We start from the raw sequence: 18,074 nt of genomic DNA on the forward strand, positions 1-18,074 counted from the left end.
CGGAATAGTAGTATTTTTCACTTTTGAAAGTAGATACGTATTTTCACTTTCAAAACTGTAATATTTTTTAAGTTTTGAAAGTAGGCGCGTATGTTTGCTTAAAATCACAGATCTTTTCTTTTGCGTGCATATCACTGATGTGTTGTCTACGCAGAAACGAGTGGCGTGATGTTGCTGATGCTAGATTCGTCAAATCGCGAATCTTTACTTTTAAGTATGCAGAATAGCAATTATCTTTACTTTTGATGTTGATTATGGGAAAATAAGTAAAGATTTTAGTGCGTGAGTATTTAGATTCGTCATAATTTATCTCAATTAAAACTATGCAAGCGGAAGAAAGAGAAGCGTTAAAAATGTATGACTACTCGGGATTGAACAAAAGGCTACAAGAAAAAGGTATTAAAAAATCGCAGTTAGTGGCCGAGTTGCATATTTCTTCTCGTACGATTGCGAAAATCTCAAAAGGTGAAAAATTATCAAATTCAGTAATCGCGAAAATCAGCGACTATTTACAATGTAAGCCGAGTGAATTGTATCGCGTAATTTCAGGTAATCCTATTTTGCAAAGGCTTAGGGAAGAGAAGGAGCATCGTATACCGGGTGGAATTTATCACGAGCTTCAAATTCGTATGACTTACAACTCGAATCATATTGAAGGAAGTCAGCTAAGCGAAGATCAAACTAGGCGAATTTTTGAAACTAATACTATTGATTCCGAAGAAAATGTGGACGGCGGCGGCGCAAGCGAAAACGAAGGTACAGTTGTTGGTGCAAATGCTAGTACAGGTATTAGGGTTGATGACATTGTTGAAACAGTAAATCATTTTCGTGCGATTGATTACTGCATTGATGTTGCTGAAGAGCCTCTTAGTGAAGACATGATTAAGCATTTACATTTGTTGCTTAAACGCGGAACAAGCGACGAGCTTCTGCCTTGGTTTAGTGTTGGTGACTACAAGTTGCGTGCGAATGTTGTAGGCGGTGTGCAAACTTGCGATCCGAAAAAAGTGCATGATGAGATTAGCAGGTTGTTGGCAGAATACCTTGCTAAAACTGATTTGCAGCTAGAAGATATAGTTGATTTTCATTACAGGTTTGAGCGAATACACCCATTTCAGGATGGCAATGGTAGAGTTGGGCGTTTGATTGCTTTTAAGGAATGCTTAAAGCATAATATTGTGCCGTTTATTATTGAGGATCGAAAGAAATACTACTATTATCGCGGTCTTAAAGAATACAGCAATGAGCGCGGATTCCTAGTTGAAACTTGCTATGACGGTCAAGATACGTTACGCGCTCTGTTGAAGCTTTTTGGGTTGTAACACGTTCTGTTTATTGCGTTTTGAGGCTCGTGTGAATATCGCCTCACTTCGCAAAATTAAAAAATTTTCAAATTTGCGAAGTGGAGTTTGCTTAGTTTAGCGAAATTGATTTTGCTCGGCGTTAAAGCGTGTAAACATGCTACGCCGAAACGAGTGGCGTGATGTTGCTGGTTCGATGTGGCATAAACTGCTTAGCTGTGAGTAGTTTATGTCGCCTACGTAAATATGTAATATTTTTATGCGAAAAATCAATAAAAACTAGCGCAATATACACAAAGCATGACACAATAGAAGGTAGTGTGTGTTTTCTGAAGGGAGCAGATCACGTGAGTGAGCGACAAGTCGTGCAGCGCTGGATGATTACAGTAGGTGGTGTTGAGCAGGCGCGCGTTGGAGCAGGTCAGTCGGTTGAGATTGGTCGAAAGCCTATACGCCCATTGCGTGAAGATGGATTTAAGCGCATTGACATAGTAGATAATAAGCGTTCTATGTCTAAGCGCCACGCGCTACTCATTGTTGATCCTAAAGGCGTGGCAACAATACGCGATTTACATTCAACAAACGGAACTTACTTAGTTGGCTCAAATGGTGATTTGTTGCGACTCGACCCAGATGTTGATTTCCAGCTTCCAGACAGTTTAATGCGAATGCAGTTTGGTGATGTTCCTGTTGATTTTGTGCGAGTAGAAGATGAAGTTCAGGAAGAAGAGACTAGTAATGTGCGTGACTTGTTCTCTTATGCCACTGATGATGAAAAGCATGAGGAGCCTGCCGCGTCTGGTTTGTCGGTAGATCAGATTCTTGATTTGCGCGCGGGCGAGCCGACTGGAATTTTCCACGCACAGTCAGTGTCGGAACCTGGATTGTCTTGGCAAAAAGGCAAATCTATTAAGGATGCGCTTGAGGGTAGTGCGTCGGTTGATGATGCGTCGGTTGATTCTGAACAGATTGATTCTGCGTCGGTTGATTCAGATCCTATCAATGCTGCGCCAATTAATCACGATGTAACAGTTCCTGTTGTTTTGGAGCAGCAGGAAGCGCCTGTTGAGCCGCGTAATTTGTTTGCGGATGCTCGAGCGGAAAGTGAAAATGCTCAAGCAGAGAGCGAAAATGCTCAAGTTGCGCAATCTCAAGCAGAACCGCTTAATGCAGAACCGCTTAATGTAGAGCCTCTTCAGGCAGAGCAATCTCAAGCAGAATCCGCTCAAGCTGAGTCCTATGAAGTCGAATCAGATAAAGTTGAATCAGCTGAAATCGACGCTTCTGAAACAGAACCAGCTGAAGTCGAGCCTTCCAAAACTGCGTCAAATCCATTAGAAGGTAATCGATATTACTTAACTCACGAAGACTCTAATAAAGCGTACGAAAATTACACAAATATAGGTCCTCTTGATTCGCGCTTTACAGCAACAAGTATTGATATTAGCGATATTAGTAGTATTGATTCCGACGCATCTTATACTCCTGCTTTTGAACCTGGATCCGTATTTGAGAAAGTATCAAAAGGTGAATTTGATGCTCAGCAAAATATTGTAGAAGCTGGCGGATTCACTTCTAAAGAAGCAGAAGAAAGTACAGATTTTTCAAAGCAATTTGAGATGGCTCAACATTCCGAATTGCTGCCATACTTAGCGTCAAATCCTGGATTGTACGACGACTTATACGCTTGGCTTGCAGCACAAGGCAATGCGGATGTAGATGCAGCACTTGCGCGTAACAGCGGTTATAGTGCATACCGTAAAGCTATTGAACAGTAAGTGAGTAGGTGGGAAAATGAGTGAGGCAAACAGCGAGCAGAATGGCGAGCAAAACGTTGAGCAAAGAAGTGAGCTGAACGTTGATCAAAATGTTGAGAACAGCGTTGATCAAAACAATTCACAAGTAAGTGCTCGAAGCAGCGCAATCAAAAATATTATTTCTTGGAAGCAGCAGTATCAGTCTCAGCTATCTCCTTCTCCGCTAGAAGATATTACGCAACTTGCAGCGCAATTAGAGCTTACTCACGCGCATCCTTCTGGAATAGCGCAACTTTTTGCAAGTGGAAAAGTAACGTTAAAAGCTTTATTCCGCGATGCTGGGATGTTGCGTGCTGCTGGGCGTAGATTGGATCGCGTTTTTGAGGATCGCGACGCAAAAGCGCATGAAAGCGGCGTATCTGAGCTTTCTTTGGTTGTTGGAGTTGCATCGTGGAATGGTAATCATGTTCCAGTTCTCACATATCCGGTGCATGTAGTTCGTGATACTAATCAAGACGAAACTGCAGCAACTATTTACTTCTCCGGTAGTGTTGGGCTAAACCATGCTCTTGTTCAGCGTTTGAGTGCTCGCGGAGTTGAGCTTCGCGAGGATGTGCTCTTTGACGGTTCTCAATACGAAAGCGGTACTCCAGAAACTTCTGTTGTTTTTGATGCCATTTGTAAAAAAGCACGCACTTCTTTCCCAGATTTCGACATTGAGCGAGATATTGTACTTGGATGCTTTACAGATGCAGGATCTCGTTTTGTGGCTGAAAGTGAGCAAATTCTTAACGCTTTACAGTCCGGCAATGTTGGCAATACGCTTATTGACGCTATGGCAGGAGATGAGCGTTCAATACAAGCGATTAGTGCTGATAATAAGCCGGAATATAGTCCTTTTGATGCAGATCCACATGGTGAGTGCGAAGTTGGAGATGTTGACAACACCGTTCGCTACGCTGCAGATCTTGTTTCTTCCGGAAACTCGTTATTCGTTAATATTGACTCCGGCTCGGATTCTGCCTCTATTGCTGCAGCAATCGCTTCGCGCTCGGTTCTTGCAGGGCGCTCAGTTTTGTATGTGCCAAATGTGATTGAACAACAGCGTAGATTCCGTTATACGCTTAATACGCATGAAATTTCTTCACTAGCATTAGACGTTGCAGATGGGCATATTGCTAAGCATGTTGATTCGCAGCTTATTTCTGCAGTTGGAGCGCGTCAAAGCGTTGCAACATCGCGTTTTGAGCAGGTTGCCGACGAATTAGTTGGTGTGCGCTCGCGTCTTACTCGCTATTTAGGTGACCTTCACGGAGTTAATGAAACTTGGGGAGTATCGGCGTATCAAACAATACAAAATCTTGCTGCAATTGCTATGCTGCCAACGCATCCTTCTACGCACGTGCGTTTAGACGTTGCTGCAGCTCATGCAATTACTGGTCAAATCGATACGTGGTTGCAAAAATTCCATCAAGCGGACGAGCTTGGTGAATTTAATATTAATCCTGAAGATACTCCTTGGTTTGGCGCTTCTATTTACGACGAAAACGAAGCCGTATCGGTGTATCAGCGAATAGTAGACGTGCTTCTTAAGCTACTTCCTGCTACTCGCGAGCAAGTTAAAAGCACTGTTCAAAGCTGCGGTTTCCCTGTTCCAACAACTGCTCGCGAATGGAGCAGACAAGTTACGGTTTTGAAGAATTTGCGACGCGTACTCGATGTGTTCCAACCTGAAATTTTTGAGCGCGATTTGGACGCAATGATTGAAGCTAGTAAGCCGAAAGCTGTTAGAAAAGCTGAAGGCACGATTATGGGCTTCTGGGAACGTCGCCGTCACGTGCGTGAAGCGCGTAGTTTGCTTAGAGTTGGAGCTAAGGTTGACGACTTGCATGAAGCTTTGAAGATTGTTTCTCAGCAGGCTGCTCAGTGGCGTACTTTTGTGCCTCACGGTGGATGGCCTGTTTTGCCGCCAAAATTAGACGAATTGGTAAATACTCAAGAAGTATTATCTAGGAATTTGGTGGCTCTTGATGCAGTATTATCTACAACTCGTCAAGGTGCAGATCTTGAAAATATTGAGTTTGCGCAGCTTGAGGCACGTTTGCAGGATTTGCATGACGATCGCGCATCTCTCGATACTCTTCCAGGTCGCTGCAAGTTGGAAAGTGAATTTAGCAAGGCTGGTTTGCTTGATTTAGTAAGCGATTTGCGTCATCGTCATGTTACAGGAGATGCTCTTGATGGCGAGTTACAGCTTGCTTGGTGGACTACAGTTTTTGAAGATATTGTTAATTCTTCTGCGATTATTTCGAATCAAGATGGTTCTGCTATGCAGGATGCTTCTGATCGTTTTGTACAAGTAGATACTGAGCATGTGCGTTCTATTGGACCGATGGTTCAGCAAGAAGCTATGAGGCATTTGTGCGAATTGCTGTTCTCGCATACTCAGGAAGCAAATCAACTGCACACTATGCTTGCAAGCAACCGTTCCGGAATAACATTTAATAAGCTTTTGCGCAATTATTCTGAGATTTTGCTTGCTGCAAAGCCAATCTTAGTGGCTATGCCATCAACGCTTACTATGATGACTCCGCTTGGTCCTATTGCAGACACTGTGATTATTGATTCTGCAGAGCATATATCAAATATTGAATTATTCTCTATTTTGGCTCGCGCTTCGCAAGTAGTTGTTCTTGCGCATAAGCAGACTGTAAGCTCTGAAAGTTTGCGTAAGCTTATTTCTATTCTGCCGTCTGTTACAGTTGTTTCTCGCGCTACAAGGCGTTCCTTGCGCTTGGCTCGATTCTTGGAAGAACACGGTTACGGAAAGTTGCGTCACGATGTTCCTATTGAACGCTTGCAAGGCAAGGTGCGTTTGCATCAAGTTGATGCTACTGGAGTTCCAGTGCTGTCTTCCGGACTGATTGAAAGCAGTCAGCGCGAAATTGACGAAGTAGTTGAGCTTATTCGTCAGCGCGCGAAGACTTTCACTGTTGTTCCTTCAAGCTACATGCTTGTGGTTGTGACTTTAACAAACGTATTCCGCAGTCGTTTGGGTGCAGAATTGAAGTCTTTGTCTATTAAAGACGAAAATATGGCTCGATTCTTGCGTCATGTGCGTTTAATGAGTGTTCACGAAGCTTCCGGAGCTATTGCTACGGATGTTATTCTGTCTCTGTGCTACGCAAAAACTTCTCACGGACGTTTGCTTCAGCAATTTGGTTTGCTGGAAGAAGAAGGCGGCAAGGGTATGCTTTTGGATGCGCTTGCTTTGGCTCGTAGGCATCTTGATATTGTTAGCGCATTTACTTCCAAAGATATGGATGATGAGCGTTTGCATCAGGATGGCCCAAAGTTGCTTAAGACTTTGTTGCAATGGGCTGAGCAGTTAAGCGATAAGCCTTTGCGTCCGGAAGATGCTCATGATGTTGAAGCGCAAGTTGCTGCTGAATCTGCTCAAAATAATGTGCTATTTACTGATTTAGCTGAGCGTATTCGTTCGCGCGGATTAAATGTAGCGGTTAATTATGGTTTCGATAACGGCGTTCGTATTCCGCTTGTTGTCGGTCTTGCAGATAAGCCATTTGCTTTGGCTGTGCTTACTGACGATGCTCAATTTATGAGTATTCAGTCCACTCGTGAACGTCATCGTATGATGATTCAAGATTTGGAAGCTCTTGGATGGTCTGTTATGACTGTTTGGAGCGTTGGTGCATTCGTTAATCCAGAAAAAGAAGTTGACCGCGTTGTTTCAAGGCTCGGCGAATTGTATGGTGACAACGAATGAGCGATTATGATCCTAATCGACGCTCTCCGCGCAAATCTGTAAGAGTAGTGCGTGAAGGCTCTGAGCTTTTTGATGCCGATGGCGTAAAACTAGAGCCTTCTGATGAACTTACGAAAGAGCAGCGTGCTTTGGACGACGATAATCGCATTTTAAGCGAGCTTCCTCCGCATTGGGCTGTGTTTTCTGAGCGAGGGCGAAACTAGTCGTTCGCTGGCTGGCCAATAAACTTATTAGTTTGCCTCGGCTGTCACGGCGTATAATAGGATATTTGAAGGAACAGTAAGTTTTTTGTCTTATATTTGTGAAACTTCGGAGGAACTTTTGCCTACTTATCATTACCGTTGTAAAGAATGCGGATACGATTTTTCTGAACATCAATCATTTTCGGATGAACCTATTACCATTTGCCCTCAGTGCGGCAAAAACGCTGTGCGCAAAGTGTATTCTGCTCCTCCAATCAATTTTAAAGGCAAAGGCTTTTACAGAACTGATAAGTAAATAAAAGCGCTTTATTTGCGTTTTACTTGCACTTTAGTTGCGCGTTGATAGGTTTTATCCACAACGCGCAATTTTTATTGCGTGACTATTTTGCTTACGTAAAAATGCATGTTATGAGTACAAATTTTTCTTTATTCTCGGGGTTTCAACGCTCCGACAGCTCTAGCGCATTGGTTAAGAGGCGCCAACACGATTTTGTGCGGAAAATTATTGTTATTTTATGCGCGGCAATTGTATCTTTGCTGGTTGTATCTACAATTATTGATTCTCAAGCTACGCAATTAATACCAGTTGCTGCTCATAATATTCATCAAGGAGATAAGATTAGCGAAACGGATGTTAATTACATTCGAGTTCCGCAACATTCTGTGTTTCGCTATGCGCTTGCTGGGCGTGTAAACTTGCGAAATCCGCTTATTGCAACTTGTGAAATCAAAATTGGTATGCCGATTTTGCAAAATGCTGTAAGTCATTTGCCGAATATTCCTGAAGGCTTTACTTCGATTTCAGTGCATTTATCTAGCGCAGATCACACGATAATACCTGGAGAAGAGGTAGATCTTGCTTTTAGTAAGCCGTTGCAAGACGAGGGCGAAAAGTCGGATGATTCTACAAAAAATGATGAAAATACGCAGGAAGCCGGCGGCTCTGCAAGTAAAAGTAGTAAAAGTAGTAGAAATAGCGAGAATGTCGAAAATAGTAAAAATAGCGAAAGTAGCGACGAAGAATCTGAAGAATCTGAAGAAACTGATATTACGCAGATTGATAGAAGGTATGTAGATGTTGTTAATCACGTTATTGTAATGCGAATAGCTAAAAGTCAACAATCTTCTCAAGATCAGCAGAATACTACGACTCTTGCCATGCCTGCTGCAGACGCTTTACGTTTGTTGCAAGCTCAGTCTGTGAATCCTTCACTTGCGATTGTTGCTATGAAGCACGTTAATAACCGTTAGTGCTAACACAGCATATTGTGTGAAGAAAGATGGCATATTCCCACATTTTGGCGACACGCCGACGCGTTTATATTGCTACACATCCTTAGACGTCTTTATATTAATAGATATGGGTTATGAATCGGTTAGCGCACTAATTGTGTTAATCATCCTCGTAGCCTTATGGTTCGGGTGGTTGCCTAAACGCACGGTTAATGGCATGAAGACCATGCTTGAGCATCGCGAGGATAGGTTTTCACCAACACTACATCTTGTAGGTGAGTGGAGTGCTGCACGCATTTGTGACGGCACAGGTATGTTGGCAAAAGGGGCTTGTATGCAACCGACTCAACGAAAACGAACATTAACTCCTGAACGTATTGCGCGTATTCGTGCTGCAAGACGAGCCGCTATTCGTCGCCGTTGCGTATTGGTTGGCGCTCTTGCTGTTTTAACAGTTCTTGTGTTTATAGTTGGGTGCTCTGGAGCGTTTTCGCCAGCTTTCGTGCTTATTCCAGGAGCTATGCTGACTGCAGTTCTTTATTTCGGTTCTCGTGCCGCTAAGCATGCTCGCGAATGGGAAGCTCGCGTAGCTAAGATGCGTGCTGGATCTTTGGAATCTGTAGATTTGGCGAATGATTCTTTGCGCAACAAGTCTTTGAATGGCGAATCTTTGAAACTTGAATCTTCAAAGGAACAATCTTTGAAGAGTGAACCTTCAGAATCAGTTGAGCAACATTCTTCTCGCGACGATACCGCAACTTCTGTTATGGAAAAGGGCGAAATTAAAGTCGCGTTAATGCGTGCTCAAGAGGAGTGTAATGCGGCTCTTCTTGCAAGAAGTGAAGCAACTGAAAATGCTGAAAACGTTGCTGAAGATATTGATGAAAAAGAGTACGAAGAAGACTTTAAAGAAGCTAATTTAGCTGTTAAAGAAGATTCTAAAGATTCCGCTGCTGTCAAAAATAATCAAGATTTGATTTCATTCTCTCTTGGAAGCGACGTCAAGTATGATTTGGGTAATTCTGTTGCTGCAGCAAAAGCTCCAGAAAGTTTGGAAATCAAGTCAACTAAGCAGGTTGCTAAAGCAATACCTGTGGTTAAGCCTGCTAAATCTAAAGCTACTAAATCTAAAGCTGCTAAAAGTGCGAAGACTTCTGAATCTAAGTATGCTAAAAATTTGCAAAAGTCAACTTCTTTGCAATTCCATGCAGAAGAGCAGAAAAGTCAAGTAGAAGCTCCGGCAAGTTCCGCAGACTCACTCGGAGTTGCAAATTTGCGCGAAGTTTTAGCTCGTCGCAATGCCTAATTTAAGAATTTTCTAAAAATTTTCTTAAAAGATTAGCACTCGAGTTGTTAGAGTGCTAATTTCGCGCTACTATGAAACACAGAACGTAAGTGCGATTGCAAACGTGATCGTCAGCCTCGTATGTAAAACGCTTGCGTACAAAGTTAGTATCTCTCTTAAGAAAGAGGTGGCGACAGTGTCGATTAAGCTCACACCGTTGGAAGATAAGATTATTGTAAAGCAGGCTCAGGCAGAAACTCAGACTGCTTCTGGCTTGTATATTCCAGATAATGCCAAGGAAAAGCCACAGCAGGGCGAAGTTCTTGCGGTTGGTCCTGGTCGTCGTGATGACAAGGGCGAGCGTATTCCTATGGACGTTAAGGTTGGAGACAAGGTTTTGTACTCCAAGTACGGTGGCACTGAAGTGCATTACGATGGCGAGGATTACTTAATCGTGTCTTCTCGCGACGTGCTTGCTATTCTTGGCTAGTCTTTAGCCGGTTGAAACAATAAAACCTACGCTGGAAATGATGCAAATGTCATTCCCAGCGTTTTTTATTGCTGCGCATAAGATGTGATGCGCTATTGCACAGTTAAGTCGTGCGTGGAGTATTATGGAGAAGTATGACATACAAACACCGTAACATTGTAGATACGATTCCTAGCTACAAACAGGGAAAACCAGCTCCTAAATTGGATGGCATTCGCGCGTATAAGATTTCCAGCAATGAGAACCCTTATGAGCCTTTAGAAAGTGTAAAAGAAGCTATTTCAACTCGCGCGCTTAATGTAATCAACCGTTACCCAAATATGCGCGGTACGCAAGTTGTTGAAGAGCTCGCTAAGCGTTTTGGCGTTACGCCAGACGAAGTGGTGCTTGGCTGCGGTTCGACGGAAGTTATTACGCAGCTTGTTGACTTTGTTGCAGGACCTGGTGATGAAGTTGTGTACCCTTGGCGAAGCTTTGAAGCGTATCCGATTATTGTCACTGGCGCTGGAGCTAAAAGCGTGCAAGTTCCTAATCGTGCCGATGGTTCTCACGACGTAGATGGAATTATTAACGCAATTAATGAGCGTACTCGCTTAGTTATTTTGAACAATCCTAATAACCCAACTTCTGCGTCTCTTAGCGAAACTGACGCGCGCAGAGTTTTGGACGCTGTTCCAAGCGATGTACTTGTGCTTATTGACGAAGCTTATGTGCAGTTCAATACCGCAAAAGGCACGGCAGATGGCATGAAGTTGTATCGTGAGTATCCAAATGTGGTTGTGGCACAAACCTTCTCGAAAGCGTATGGCTTAGCTGGTTTGCGTATTGGCTACGGTATTGCTCCTGCAGAGGTTGTAGAGGGCATGCGAAAGGTTGCTGTTCCGTTTGGAGTTTCTCAAATAGCACAGGTTGCAGCTTTGGCATCTTTGGAAGATTTAGCAGTTAAGGAGATGAATGAGCGCGTTGCAGCTCTTGTTTCTGAGCGCGAGCACATTATTTTGGCTTTGCGCAATCAAGGCTGGAATATTGAGGATGCGTATGCAAACTTCTTCTGGATGCCGTTTGGTGCAGATACTGAGCGTGTAACTGAGCGCTTCGTGGCAGTCGGGTTATCGGTTCGTGCTTTTGCTGGCGAAGGTATTCGTATTAGCATTGGTGAGCGCGAGGCGAATGATCGCGTTTTAACAGTTTGCGAAGATTTAAAAAAAGATGGTTTTTCGCTAAATAACTAGCTTTTTTGCATAAAATTTTGTTTTCGGCGTGTCTTAGACTTGCATTCGTCTTGCACTCGTGGCAAAATAGCAAAGTTGCCGTTTGAAGTTCACTTCTTACGACAGACTGCTGGCGGGTTTCCCAAGTGGTCAAAGGGAGCTGACTGTAAATCAGCCGCTTCGTGCTTCAGTGGTTCGAATCCACTACCCGCCACGCCTCGATAGCTCAGTGGTAGAGCACTTCCTTGGTAAGGAAGAGGTCGTGAGTCCGATTCTCACTCGAGGCTCTCTGGCGGGGTAGCTCAGCTGGCTAGAGCGTACGACTCATAATCGTAAGGTCAAGAGTTCGAGTCTCTTCCTCGCTACAACGGCCAGTAGGAGACTGGCTGGCCAACAATGAATTGTAGAGGTGAACGAAATGGCAAGCAAGAGCGCCGACATCCGTCCGGGCATCACAATGGCATGCACGGAGTGCAAGGAGCGTAACTACATCACGACGAAGAATCGTCGTAACACGCCTGATCGTCTTGAGTTGAACAAGTTCTGCCCACGCTGCGGCAAGCACACGCTTCATCGCGAGACTCGCTGAAAATATTCAGCTTGCTGCGTTAATATAGCGTCTTTTTAGACCTATTTAGATTGCGCAGATTTTATACTTATTACCCCGCTTTTTGCGGGGTTTTTGTTATTTAGTGTTGTTAAGATTAAAACTATGACTATGCAAGCATCATCTACTACGTCTACCGCAAATCCAACTTTCGCAGATATTACAACAATTGGTGTTGGCGGCAAAATTACTCGCTTCGTAGAGCCAAAAACGCGCGTTGCTGTTATTGAAGCCGTTGAAGATGCAGATGAGGCTAATCTTCCGCTATGTGTAATCGGCGGCGGATCTAATATGCTGGTTTCAGATCTTGACTTTAATGGTGTAGTTGTGCGCGATGCTCGTCGCGCTATTAACGTTCTCGATGAAGCAGCTCCAGCAGAAGATGGCGTTGACGCCAAAACTGGGGCAAATATTGTACATGTGAATGCAGAGGCTGGCTGCAATTGGGATGATTTTGTAAATTACGCTATTAATCTTGGTTTAGAGGGTGTAGAAGGCCTTTCTGGAATACCTGGCACTGTTGGGGCTTCTGTTGTACAAAATATTGGTGCGTATGGTCAGGAAGTTTCTCAAAGCGTTACTTCTGTAGAAGTTTGGGATCGCAAAAATAAAGTAACGCTTGAATTGTCAAAAGATCAGTTGCATTTTGGGTATCGTACTTCTGCTCTTAAACAAAGTATGTACGCTTCTGCAGGTGTTCCAGGCGATTCGTATTTTCCTACTCCTCGTTACGTTGTTCTTTCTGTTACTTTTTGTTTGAAGCATAGTGATACGGGCGTTGTTGCTCATTCGCAGTTGGCTCGTGCTTTGAAAGTTGAAGTAGGCGAGCGTATGAAAACTTCGGCAATTCGTCGCGAAGTTTTGCGTGTTAGAGCTTCTAAAGGCATGCTCGAAGATGCTTTGAGATACAAAAATCAGTGGATGTGTGGCACAAAAAGCGCTCAAGGCGTCGATATTGCTTTGAAATTACAAAGTGAAGATTATATTACCGGCGAATTTTTGCAGGGAGATAATCTTTACAGTGATCGTCATAGTTGTGGAAGTTTCTTTATGAATCCAGTAATGACAAAAGCTGAGGCTGATTTATTGCCGGAGGATGCTCCTCGTTTTGAAGCGCTTCTTCCGGACGGTTCTAAAGGTGTAAAAACTTCTGCGGCTTGGCTTATTGACCATGCTGGTTTCCATAAAGGATTTAGGCTTAGTGAGAATGGTGAAGTTTCTGCCGCAGGGCTTTCTTCCTTGCATGCTTTAGCGTTGACTAATCGCAATAATGCTTCTTCTAACGACGTGCTTTCTTTAGCTAAAACTGTTATTGATGGTGTGCGTAATAAGTTTGGTGTGACGCTTATACCGGAACCTGTGCTTATAGGTCTTTCTGTAAACTAAAAATTTTACGCTTGTACATCTGTTTATACAGAAATATATAAAGCTATTTCGTAAAATTTCGTAAATAATAAAGAAACACACTGTAAAACTACCGTATAAGCAATGTTTTGTGTAATATTTACCTACATTATCTATATAAAGTTTTTGTTTAATCCCATTTATTGTGATTTGGCAGAATTTTATATAGATTAAGTCGCAACGGTTTCGCGCAATTCGTTGGTGCGTTGCTAATTGCGTCTAATACCTTTATACCTATACATCAACGAAAGTGCGTTTATTATGCAAATATGGAGAAAAAAGTCTGTTGAACAGACTATCGCAGAGACAATGGATGGTGATCGCCATCTTAAACGTACGTTAAATGCGTGGGATCTGGCAGTTATGGGTGTTGCCGTTGCCGTTGGCGCCGGTATTTTCTCTGTTGGAGCTCAGGCTGCAGCATTTCACGCTGGCCCTGCTGTAATTATTAGCTTTATTATTGCAGGCGTTGTGTGCGGTTCTGCTGCAATGTGCTACGCAGAATTTGCTTCTATGATTCCTGTTGCTGGATCTGCTTATACATTCACATACACTACAGTAGGCGAACTTGTTGCTTGGATTATTGGCTGGGATATGATCCTGGAAATGCTGATGGCCGGCTCGGTAATCTCAAAGTATTGGGGTGTGTATCTTAACGATTTAATGAAGCTTTTCGGCTTGAATATGACCACCAACTTTAATATAGGCGGTTTTACTATTGATGTAGCTCCAATCATAATCGTTGCATTCTTTACAACTATGCTTGTTCTTGGAACTAAGCTTTCTGCACGCTTTGACGGCGCTTTAACAATCTTGAAGATTGGTATTGTTCTGTTCGTGGTAGTTGTTGGCTTCTTCTACATTAAGTCTTCTAACTTTACGCCATTTGTTCCACCAGCAACTAACGCTGCAAACGTAAAGGGATTGGAAGTTTCTGGTGTTATGAGCCAGCCTTTGTGGCAGTGGGTAACCGGTATGCAGCCAGCCGTTTATGGCGTTACTGGCATTCTTTCCGGCGCTGCTCTCGTGTTCTTCGCATTTATCGGTTTTGACGTTGTTGCAACCACGGCAGAAGAAACTAAGGATCCTCATAAGAACATTCCTCGAGGCATTGGTCTTGGTTTGCTCATTGTTACTACTCTTTACATCCTCGTTGCAGTTGTAACAACCGGTATGGTTTCCTACAAGGATTTGGCAAAGCAATCCGCTCCTTCGCTTTCTACAAGCTTCGAACTCGTGGGAGCTACTTGGGCTGCAAAGATTATTTCCCTCGGTATTGTTATTGGCTTAACAACCGTTGTGATGGTTCTTTTGCTCGGTCTTACGCGAATTATCTTCGCTGTTAGCCGCGATGGCCTGCTTCCACGTAGCTTCTCTAAGGTAAGTAAGCGTGGCATTCCTGCAAGGCTTCAGATTGTTTCCGGTGTTGTTGTGGCAGTCGTTGCTTCCACTCTCGATATTGGTATTCTTTCCGACATGGTTAATATTGGTACGCTTTCTGCATTCCTGCTTGTTTCTGCAGGCGTTCCGATTATGCGTATGCGCAGGCCAGATTTGCACCGTTCGTTCAGCGTTCCTGGCAATCCGTGGCTTCCAATGTTCGCAGCTCTTTCCACATTCTGGCTCATGCTCAACTTGTCTGTATTGACTTGGATTCGTTTTGCTGTGTGGCTGGCAATCGGTTTTGCTGTGTACTTCGGCTACTCTTACCGCAACTCTCTACTTGGAAGGCAGTTGCGTAAAGCCAAGAAGCTCGGTGTACCGGTTGAAACCTTGTTTGCTCAAGATGCTGCAGCTGCAGAAAAGGTAGCTGCAGGAGAAACTGAAGAGCAAGCTCGCGCAGAGGCTGAAGCTGAGGTAGCTGCTGCACCTCAGTGTGCATCTGAGTAGTTTGCAACTTAACAGTTTGCATCTTAGTAAAATAATCAAAATTAATAGATTATTTAAGTAGCAAGAAGTCGGCATACGGTTAGATTCGCATGCCGACTTTTTGTGTTATAGACTTTTCAAAAATGTTCTATAATAGAAAAGTTGCATAAAAACAGAAAGGAGGGCATTATGCCATATGTAATTGCAGAACCTTGCGTAGATGTAAAAGATAAAGCATGCGTAGACGAATGCCCTGTGGACTGTATTTATGAGGGAGATCGCACGCTTTATATTAACCCGAACGAGTGTGTTGATTGCGGAGCTTGTGAGCCAGCTTGTCCGGTAGAGGCTATTTTTTACGAGGATGATTTGCCAGAAGGCTGGGAATGGTATCGCGATGCTGCAGTTGATTATTTCGACAAGCTTGGAGATTTAGGCGGAGCTCAAGATGCTGGAGCTTCAGGATGGGACGAAGAGCATGTTGCAGCCTTGCCTTCGCGCGCGAATAAAGCAAGTAATTGATTATTTGCAAAGTATGTTTAATTAATATTTTTGTTGCGCGAGTTTATTTGTTGTGCGAGTTTACAATCCAATATGTGCTGCATCGTCGCCGTATTTTTTGCGAACGGCATCTAAAGCGTGCTCCGCATGACGTAATCTAGTATTTTTATTCATTGCAGATATGCTGTTTTGTGCAGGGTTTTTAGATTCGCGCGTATTTTCTTCCAGAATATCGTTTAATGAAGGCTGCAGCGAAACTTTATTTGCTGGCACAAGATTATTCGCTGTAATACCAGCTAAGCGAACCGGACTTAAAAGCTTTGTGTTGTTTCCTCCAAGAATGTAATTATGAACAGTTGGATTAGCTTTAGAAAGCAAGTCAATGGCGTGCTTGTAAAACTCGTGCGTTGAATCAGTGGCATTTTGCAAAGTAGAAGATCTAGTAACATAATGCAAGTCGCTAAATCGCAGTTTTAGCGTTATAGTTCGCGCCATAAGCTTACGATTTCGCAAATGCTGAGTTACTTCGCTGCAGCATTGTTGCAGTAATTGTTGAACAGTTTGCTCGCTAGTTGTATCTGAATCTAAAGTTCGTTCGGTGCCAATAGATTTTTCAGGCGCTCGCGGTATTACAGTGCGCTCGTCTATGCCCCTAACGGACTGATATATCATTCTTGCCATGCTTTGCGAGCCTGTTATGCGAGAAAGCGTTTTTTTATCAACATTTTTAAGTGATGCAACAGTAGATAATCCCCAGTCTTCAAGCTTATGTATTAAAGAAGGGCCGATTCCTGGTATTGCGCGCAAAGGCATTATTGACACAAAATCTTCATTACATTTTTGCGGAATAAGAAGCATGCCATTAGGTTTTGCGTTAGTTGAAGCCATTTTTGCAATAAGTTTATTGCTGGCAATGCCAACAGAGCATGTAATATGATATTTTTCAAATACTTCTTTTCGTATCCAAGCCCCAATATTTACAGGCGACTTCCACTGTAATAAAGCCGATTTAACGTTCATGTAGCATTCGTCAACAGAAACTTTTTCGACTTGATTAGTAACATGCAAAAAAATTTCTTCAAAAATACTTTTAGAAACGCTTGAATAGTAGGATATGTCAACTGGCAGGAAAACTCCCTGCGGGCAAAGACTTCTAGCCTTAACAACAGGAATTGCGGAATTAACACCATAAGCGCGAGCTTCGTAGCTTGCTGCAGAAACTACAGCACGATTTCCTGTGCCAATAATAAGCGGCTTTCCTTTAAGCTCCGGATGTCTTGCAACTTCTAAAGAAGCATAAAACGCATCCATATCAACATGAAGTATGTTACAGCCGGAGGTATCGTGCCCCCAATCTCGTTTTGCTGCCTGTACTCTCGGTGCTGTACTCATAAATTTATAATAGAACAAACGTTCGATTTTATAGAAAAAAGTAATGTTTTTTGCAAAAAAGCGAATGTCGCCGATATATTAATGTAGGGTTGTTGCTATGAAGCAATTTGTCGTAAATGTATTACACCGCATGCCAGTACTGCTAATCATAGTTATTGAAGCTGCAATGGTGTATACGGCTACGTCTGTTGCAAAAGTTGCGTTTAGTCAGCTGGACCCGCTTTATGCTGTGTGGTATCGCGTTGGTTTTATGACTTTGATGTTACTGGCTTGGAGAAGACCATTTTCGCGCGCAAAACGTAGCTTGTTGCCAAAAACTTTGCGTGAATGGGCTATTGTTGTTGCGGTCGGAATTTCTCTAGTTGCTATGAATACCATGTTTTATGTGGCAATCAGCTGCATGCCTGTAGGTGTGGCTGTAACTATAGAATTTATTGGTCCGCTGCTTGTGGCTGTTATTACAGGTCATGAATGGCGTGAAAGAGCTGGTATGGTAATTGCTGTTTGTGGAATTGCTTTACTCGCAAGCGCTTCCATGCATAGTGCAGTAAGTCCGCATTTTCTAATAGGTTTATGCGCTATTATTGTTGGCGGCTTAATGTGGGGCGTGTATATTGTTTCCGGACGAAAAATTGCAAAAGCTTCGCATGCTATTGATCGTGTAAGTGTTGCGGCTCTTATTGGTTGGCTTTTGCAATCTACATTTCTTGCTGTTCCTGCAGTTAAGAATGTTATTTGGCCTAAAGCAGAAGCTACGTGGGCTGCTCGCCTTGGGGGATCCTTTGCTTTGCTTGCATTGATGCTTGTGATTGCAATATGTGCCTCATTCTTTCCGGCTTTGCTGGACCAGGTTTTACTTAAGCGCGTTAGCTCCGCAAAATATTCTGTTATGCAAGCACTGTATCCTGCAATTGCTGTGGTTATTGGAATGGGATTTGGTGAGATTCCAACTCTAACAGATGTTGCTGGTATAGCTTTGGTTATGTGTGCTGTGGTGGTTACGTTCTCTGGCGACCATAATCCTGTTTAGTGTT

General features: G+C 43.2%; 15 protein-coding genes and 3 tRNA genes. 17 read left to right on the plus strand and 1 reads right to left on the minus strand.

All coding sequences use genetic code 11. The annotated features are described in order from the left end of the window. Positions 1-323: 323 nt before the first annotated feature. The 16 genes from HXT35_RS04585 to fdxA all read left to right on the plus strand — a co-directional run bounded on the left by HXT35_RS04585 (position 324) and on the right by fdxA (position 15,669). Entirely contained in the window at positions 324-1,322 is a 999-nt protein-coding gene (locus HXT35_RS04585) for a Fic family protein (protein ID WP_421787943.1), read from the plus strand. 326 nt (positions 1,323-1,648) lie between these two features. Next, on the plus strand, positions 1,649-3,079 hold the full coding sequence (locus HXT35_RS04590; protein WP_004127722.1) for an FHA domain-containing protein: 1,431 nt from the start codon (positions 1,649-1,651) through the stop codon (positions 3,077-3,079). A 16-nt stretch (positions 3,080-3,095) separates the two neighbouring features. After that, the gene (locus HXT35_RS04595; protein ID WP_004127725.1) at positions 3,096-6,845 is read left to right on the plus strand and encodes a hypothetical protein; all 3,750 of its coding nucleotides are present in this window, start codon (positions 3,096-3,098) and stop codon (positions 6,843-6,845) included. Next, the gene (locus HXT35_RS04600) at positions 6,842-7,048 is read left to right on the plus strand and encodes a hypothetical protein (RefSeq protein ID WP_004127727.1); all 207 of its coding nucleotides are present in this window, start codon (positions 6,842-6,844) and stop codon (positions 7,046-7,048) included. The genes HXT35_RS04595 and HXT35_RS04600 overlap by 4 nt, the downstream gene beginning before the upstream one ends. Positions 7,049-7,166: 118 nt before the next feature. After that, positions 7,167-7,343, plus strand: a complete 177-nt coding sequence (locus tag HXT35_RS04605) for an FmdB family zinc ribbon protein (protein WP_032843462.1) — start codon at positions 7,167-7,169, stop codon at positions 7,341-7,343. A gap of 197 nt (positions 7,344-7,540) precedes the next feature. After that, positions 7,541-8,299: a hypothetical protein gene (locus HXT35_RS04610; protein WP_004127744.1), complete on the plus strand. Its 759-nt coding sequence runs from the start codon at positions 7,541-7,543 to the stop codon at positions 8,297-8,299. A gap of 316 nt (positions 8,300-8,615) precedes the next feature. Then, a complete protein-coding gene (locus HXT35_RS04615; RefSeq protein WP_004127745.1) occupies positions 8,616-9,587 on the plus strand; it encodes a hypothetical protein in 972 nt (323 codons plus the stop codon). A 175-nt stretch (positions 9,588-9,762) separates the two neighbouring features. Continuing rightward, on the plus strand, positions 9,763-10,056 hold the full coding sequence (gene groES, locus HXT35_RS04620) for a co-chaperone GroES (RefSeq protein WP_004127748.1): 294 nt from the start codon (positions 9,763-9,765) through the stop codon (positions 10,054-10,056). A gap of 134 nt (positions 10,057-10,190) precedes the next feature. Continuing rightward, complete coding sequence (gene hisC, locus HXT35_RS04625) at positions 10,191-11,288, plus strand: histidinol-phosphate transaminase (RefSeq protein ID WP_004127750.1); 1,098 nt, start codon at positions 10,191-10,193, stop codon at positions 11,286-11,288. 111 nt (positions 11,289-11,399) lie between these two features. Continuing rightward, positions 11,400-11,481 (plus strand) — tRNA-Tyr (locus tag HXT35_RS04630). Position 11,482: 1 nt separating this feature from the next. Next, positions 11,483-11,554, plus strand: a tRNA-Thr gene (locus HXT35_RS04635). A gap of 4 nt (positions 11,555-11,558) precedes the next feature. Beyond that, positions 11,559-11,632: transfer RNA gene (locus HXT35_RS04640), tRNA-Met, on the plus strand. A gap of 53 nt (positions 11,633-11,685) precedes the next feature. Next, complete coding sequence (gene rpmG / locus HXT35_RS04645) at positions 11,686-11,856, plus strand: 50S ribosomal protein L33 (protein ID WP_004105548.1); 171 nt, start codon at positions 11,686-11,688, stop codon at positions 11,854-11,856. 123 nt (positions 11,857-11,979) lie between these two features. Then, positions 11,980-13,260 carry an FAD-binding protein gene (locus HXT35_RS04650; RefSeq protein WP_421787945.1) on the plus strand — a complete coding sequence of 427 codons (1,281 nt, stop codon included), beginning with the start codon at positions 11,980-11,982 and terminating at the stop codon, positions 13,258-13,260. A gap of 279 nt (positions 13,261-13,539) precedes the next feature. Next, the gene (locus tag HXT35_RS04655) at positions 13,540-15,168 is read left to right on the plus strand and encodes an APC family permease (RefSeq protein WP_004127759.1); all 1,629 of its coding nucleotides are present in this window, start codon (positions 13,540-13,542) and stop codon (positions 15,166-15,168) included. A 168-nt stretch (positions 15,169-15,336) separates the two neighbouring features. Then, positions 15,337-15,669 (plus strand): ferredoxin, encoded by a 333-nt coding sequence (fdxA, locus tag HXT35_RS04660; protein ID WP_004127762.1) that lies wholly within the window; start codon positions 15,337-15,339, stop codon positions 15,667-15,669. 60 nt (positions 15,670-15,729) lie between these two features. Here the strand turns inward: fdxA and dinB are convergent, their stop codons facing one another. Then, a complete protein-coding gene (dinB, locus tag HXT35_RS04665) occupies positions 15,730-17,040 on the minus strand; it encodes a DNA polymerase IV (protein WP_032843461.1) in 1,311 nt (436 codons plus the stop codon). 97 nt (positions 17,041-17,137) lie between these two features. Here dinB and HXT35_RS04670 point away from each other — a divergent pair, with 97 nt between their 5' ends. Then, positions 17,138-18,070, plus strand: a complete 933-nt coding sequence (locus HXT35_RS04670; RefSeq protein WP_421787947.1) for an EamA family transporter — start codon at positions 17,138-17,140, stop codon at positions 18,068-18,070. The last annotated feature ends 4 nt before the right edge of the window (positions 18,071-18,074 follow it).

Origin of the sequence: Gardnerella sp. DNF01141 (assembly GCF_049244255.1) — a bacterium.
Lineage (GTDB): Bacteria > Actinomycetota > Actinomycetes > Actinomycetales > Bifidobacteriaceae > Bifidobacterium > Bifidobacterium vaginale_E.

Coding starts and splice junctions, on each gene's coding strand:
- HXT35_RS04650 (WP_421787945.1), top strand. CDS start 11,980: ATGACTATGCAAGCATCATCTACTACGTCTACCGCAAATCCAACTTTC.
- HXT35_RS04670 (WP_421787947.1), top strand. CDS start 17,138: ATGAAGCAATTTGTCGTAAATGTATTACACCGCATGCCAGTACTGCTA.
- HXT35_RS04600 (WP_004127727.1), top strand. CDS start 6,842: ATGAGCGATTATGATCCTAATCGACGCTCTCCGCGCAAATCTGTAAGA.
- HXT35_RS04585 (WP_421787943.1), top strand. CDS start 324: ATGCAAGCGGAAGAAAGAGAAGCGTTAAAAATGTATGACTACTCGGGA.
- fdxA (WP_004127762.1), top strand. CDS start 15,337: ATGCCATATGTAATTGCAGAACCTTGCGTAGATGTAAAAGATAAAGCA.
- HXT35_RS04595 (WP_004127725.1), top strand. CDS start 3,096: ATGAGTGAGGCAAACAGCGAGCAGAATGGCGAGCAAAACGTTGAGCAA.
- HXT35_RS04655 (WP_004127759.1), top strand. CDS start 13,540: ATGCAAATATGGAGAAAAAAGTCTGTTGAACAGACTATCGCAGAGACA.
- hisC (WP_004127750.1), top strand. CDS start 10,191: ATGACATACAAACACCGTAACATTGTAGATACGATTCCTAGCTACAAA.
- rpmG (WP_004105548.1), top strand. CDS start 11,686: ATGGCAAGCAAGAGCGCCGACATCCGTCCGGGCATCACAATGGCATGC.
- HXT35_RS04615 (WP_004127745.1), top strand. CDS start 8,616: ATGCAACCGACTCAACGAAAACGAACATTAACTCCTGAACGTATTGCG.
- dinB (WP_032843461.1), bottom strand. CDS start 17,040: ATGAGTACAGCACCGAGAGTACAGGCAGCAAAACGAGATTGGGGGCAC.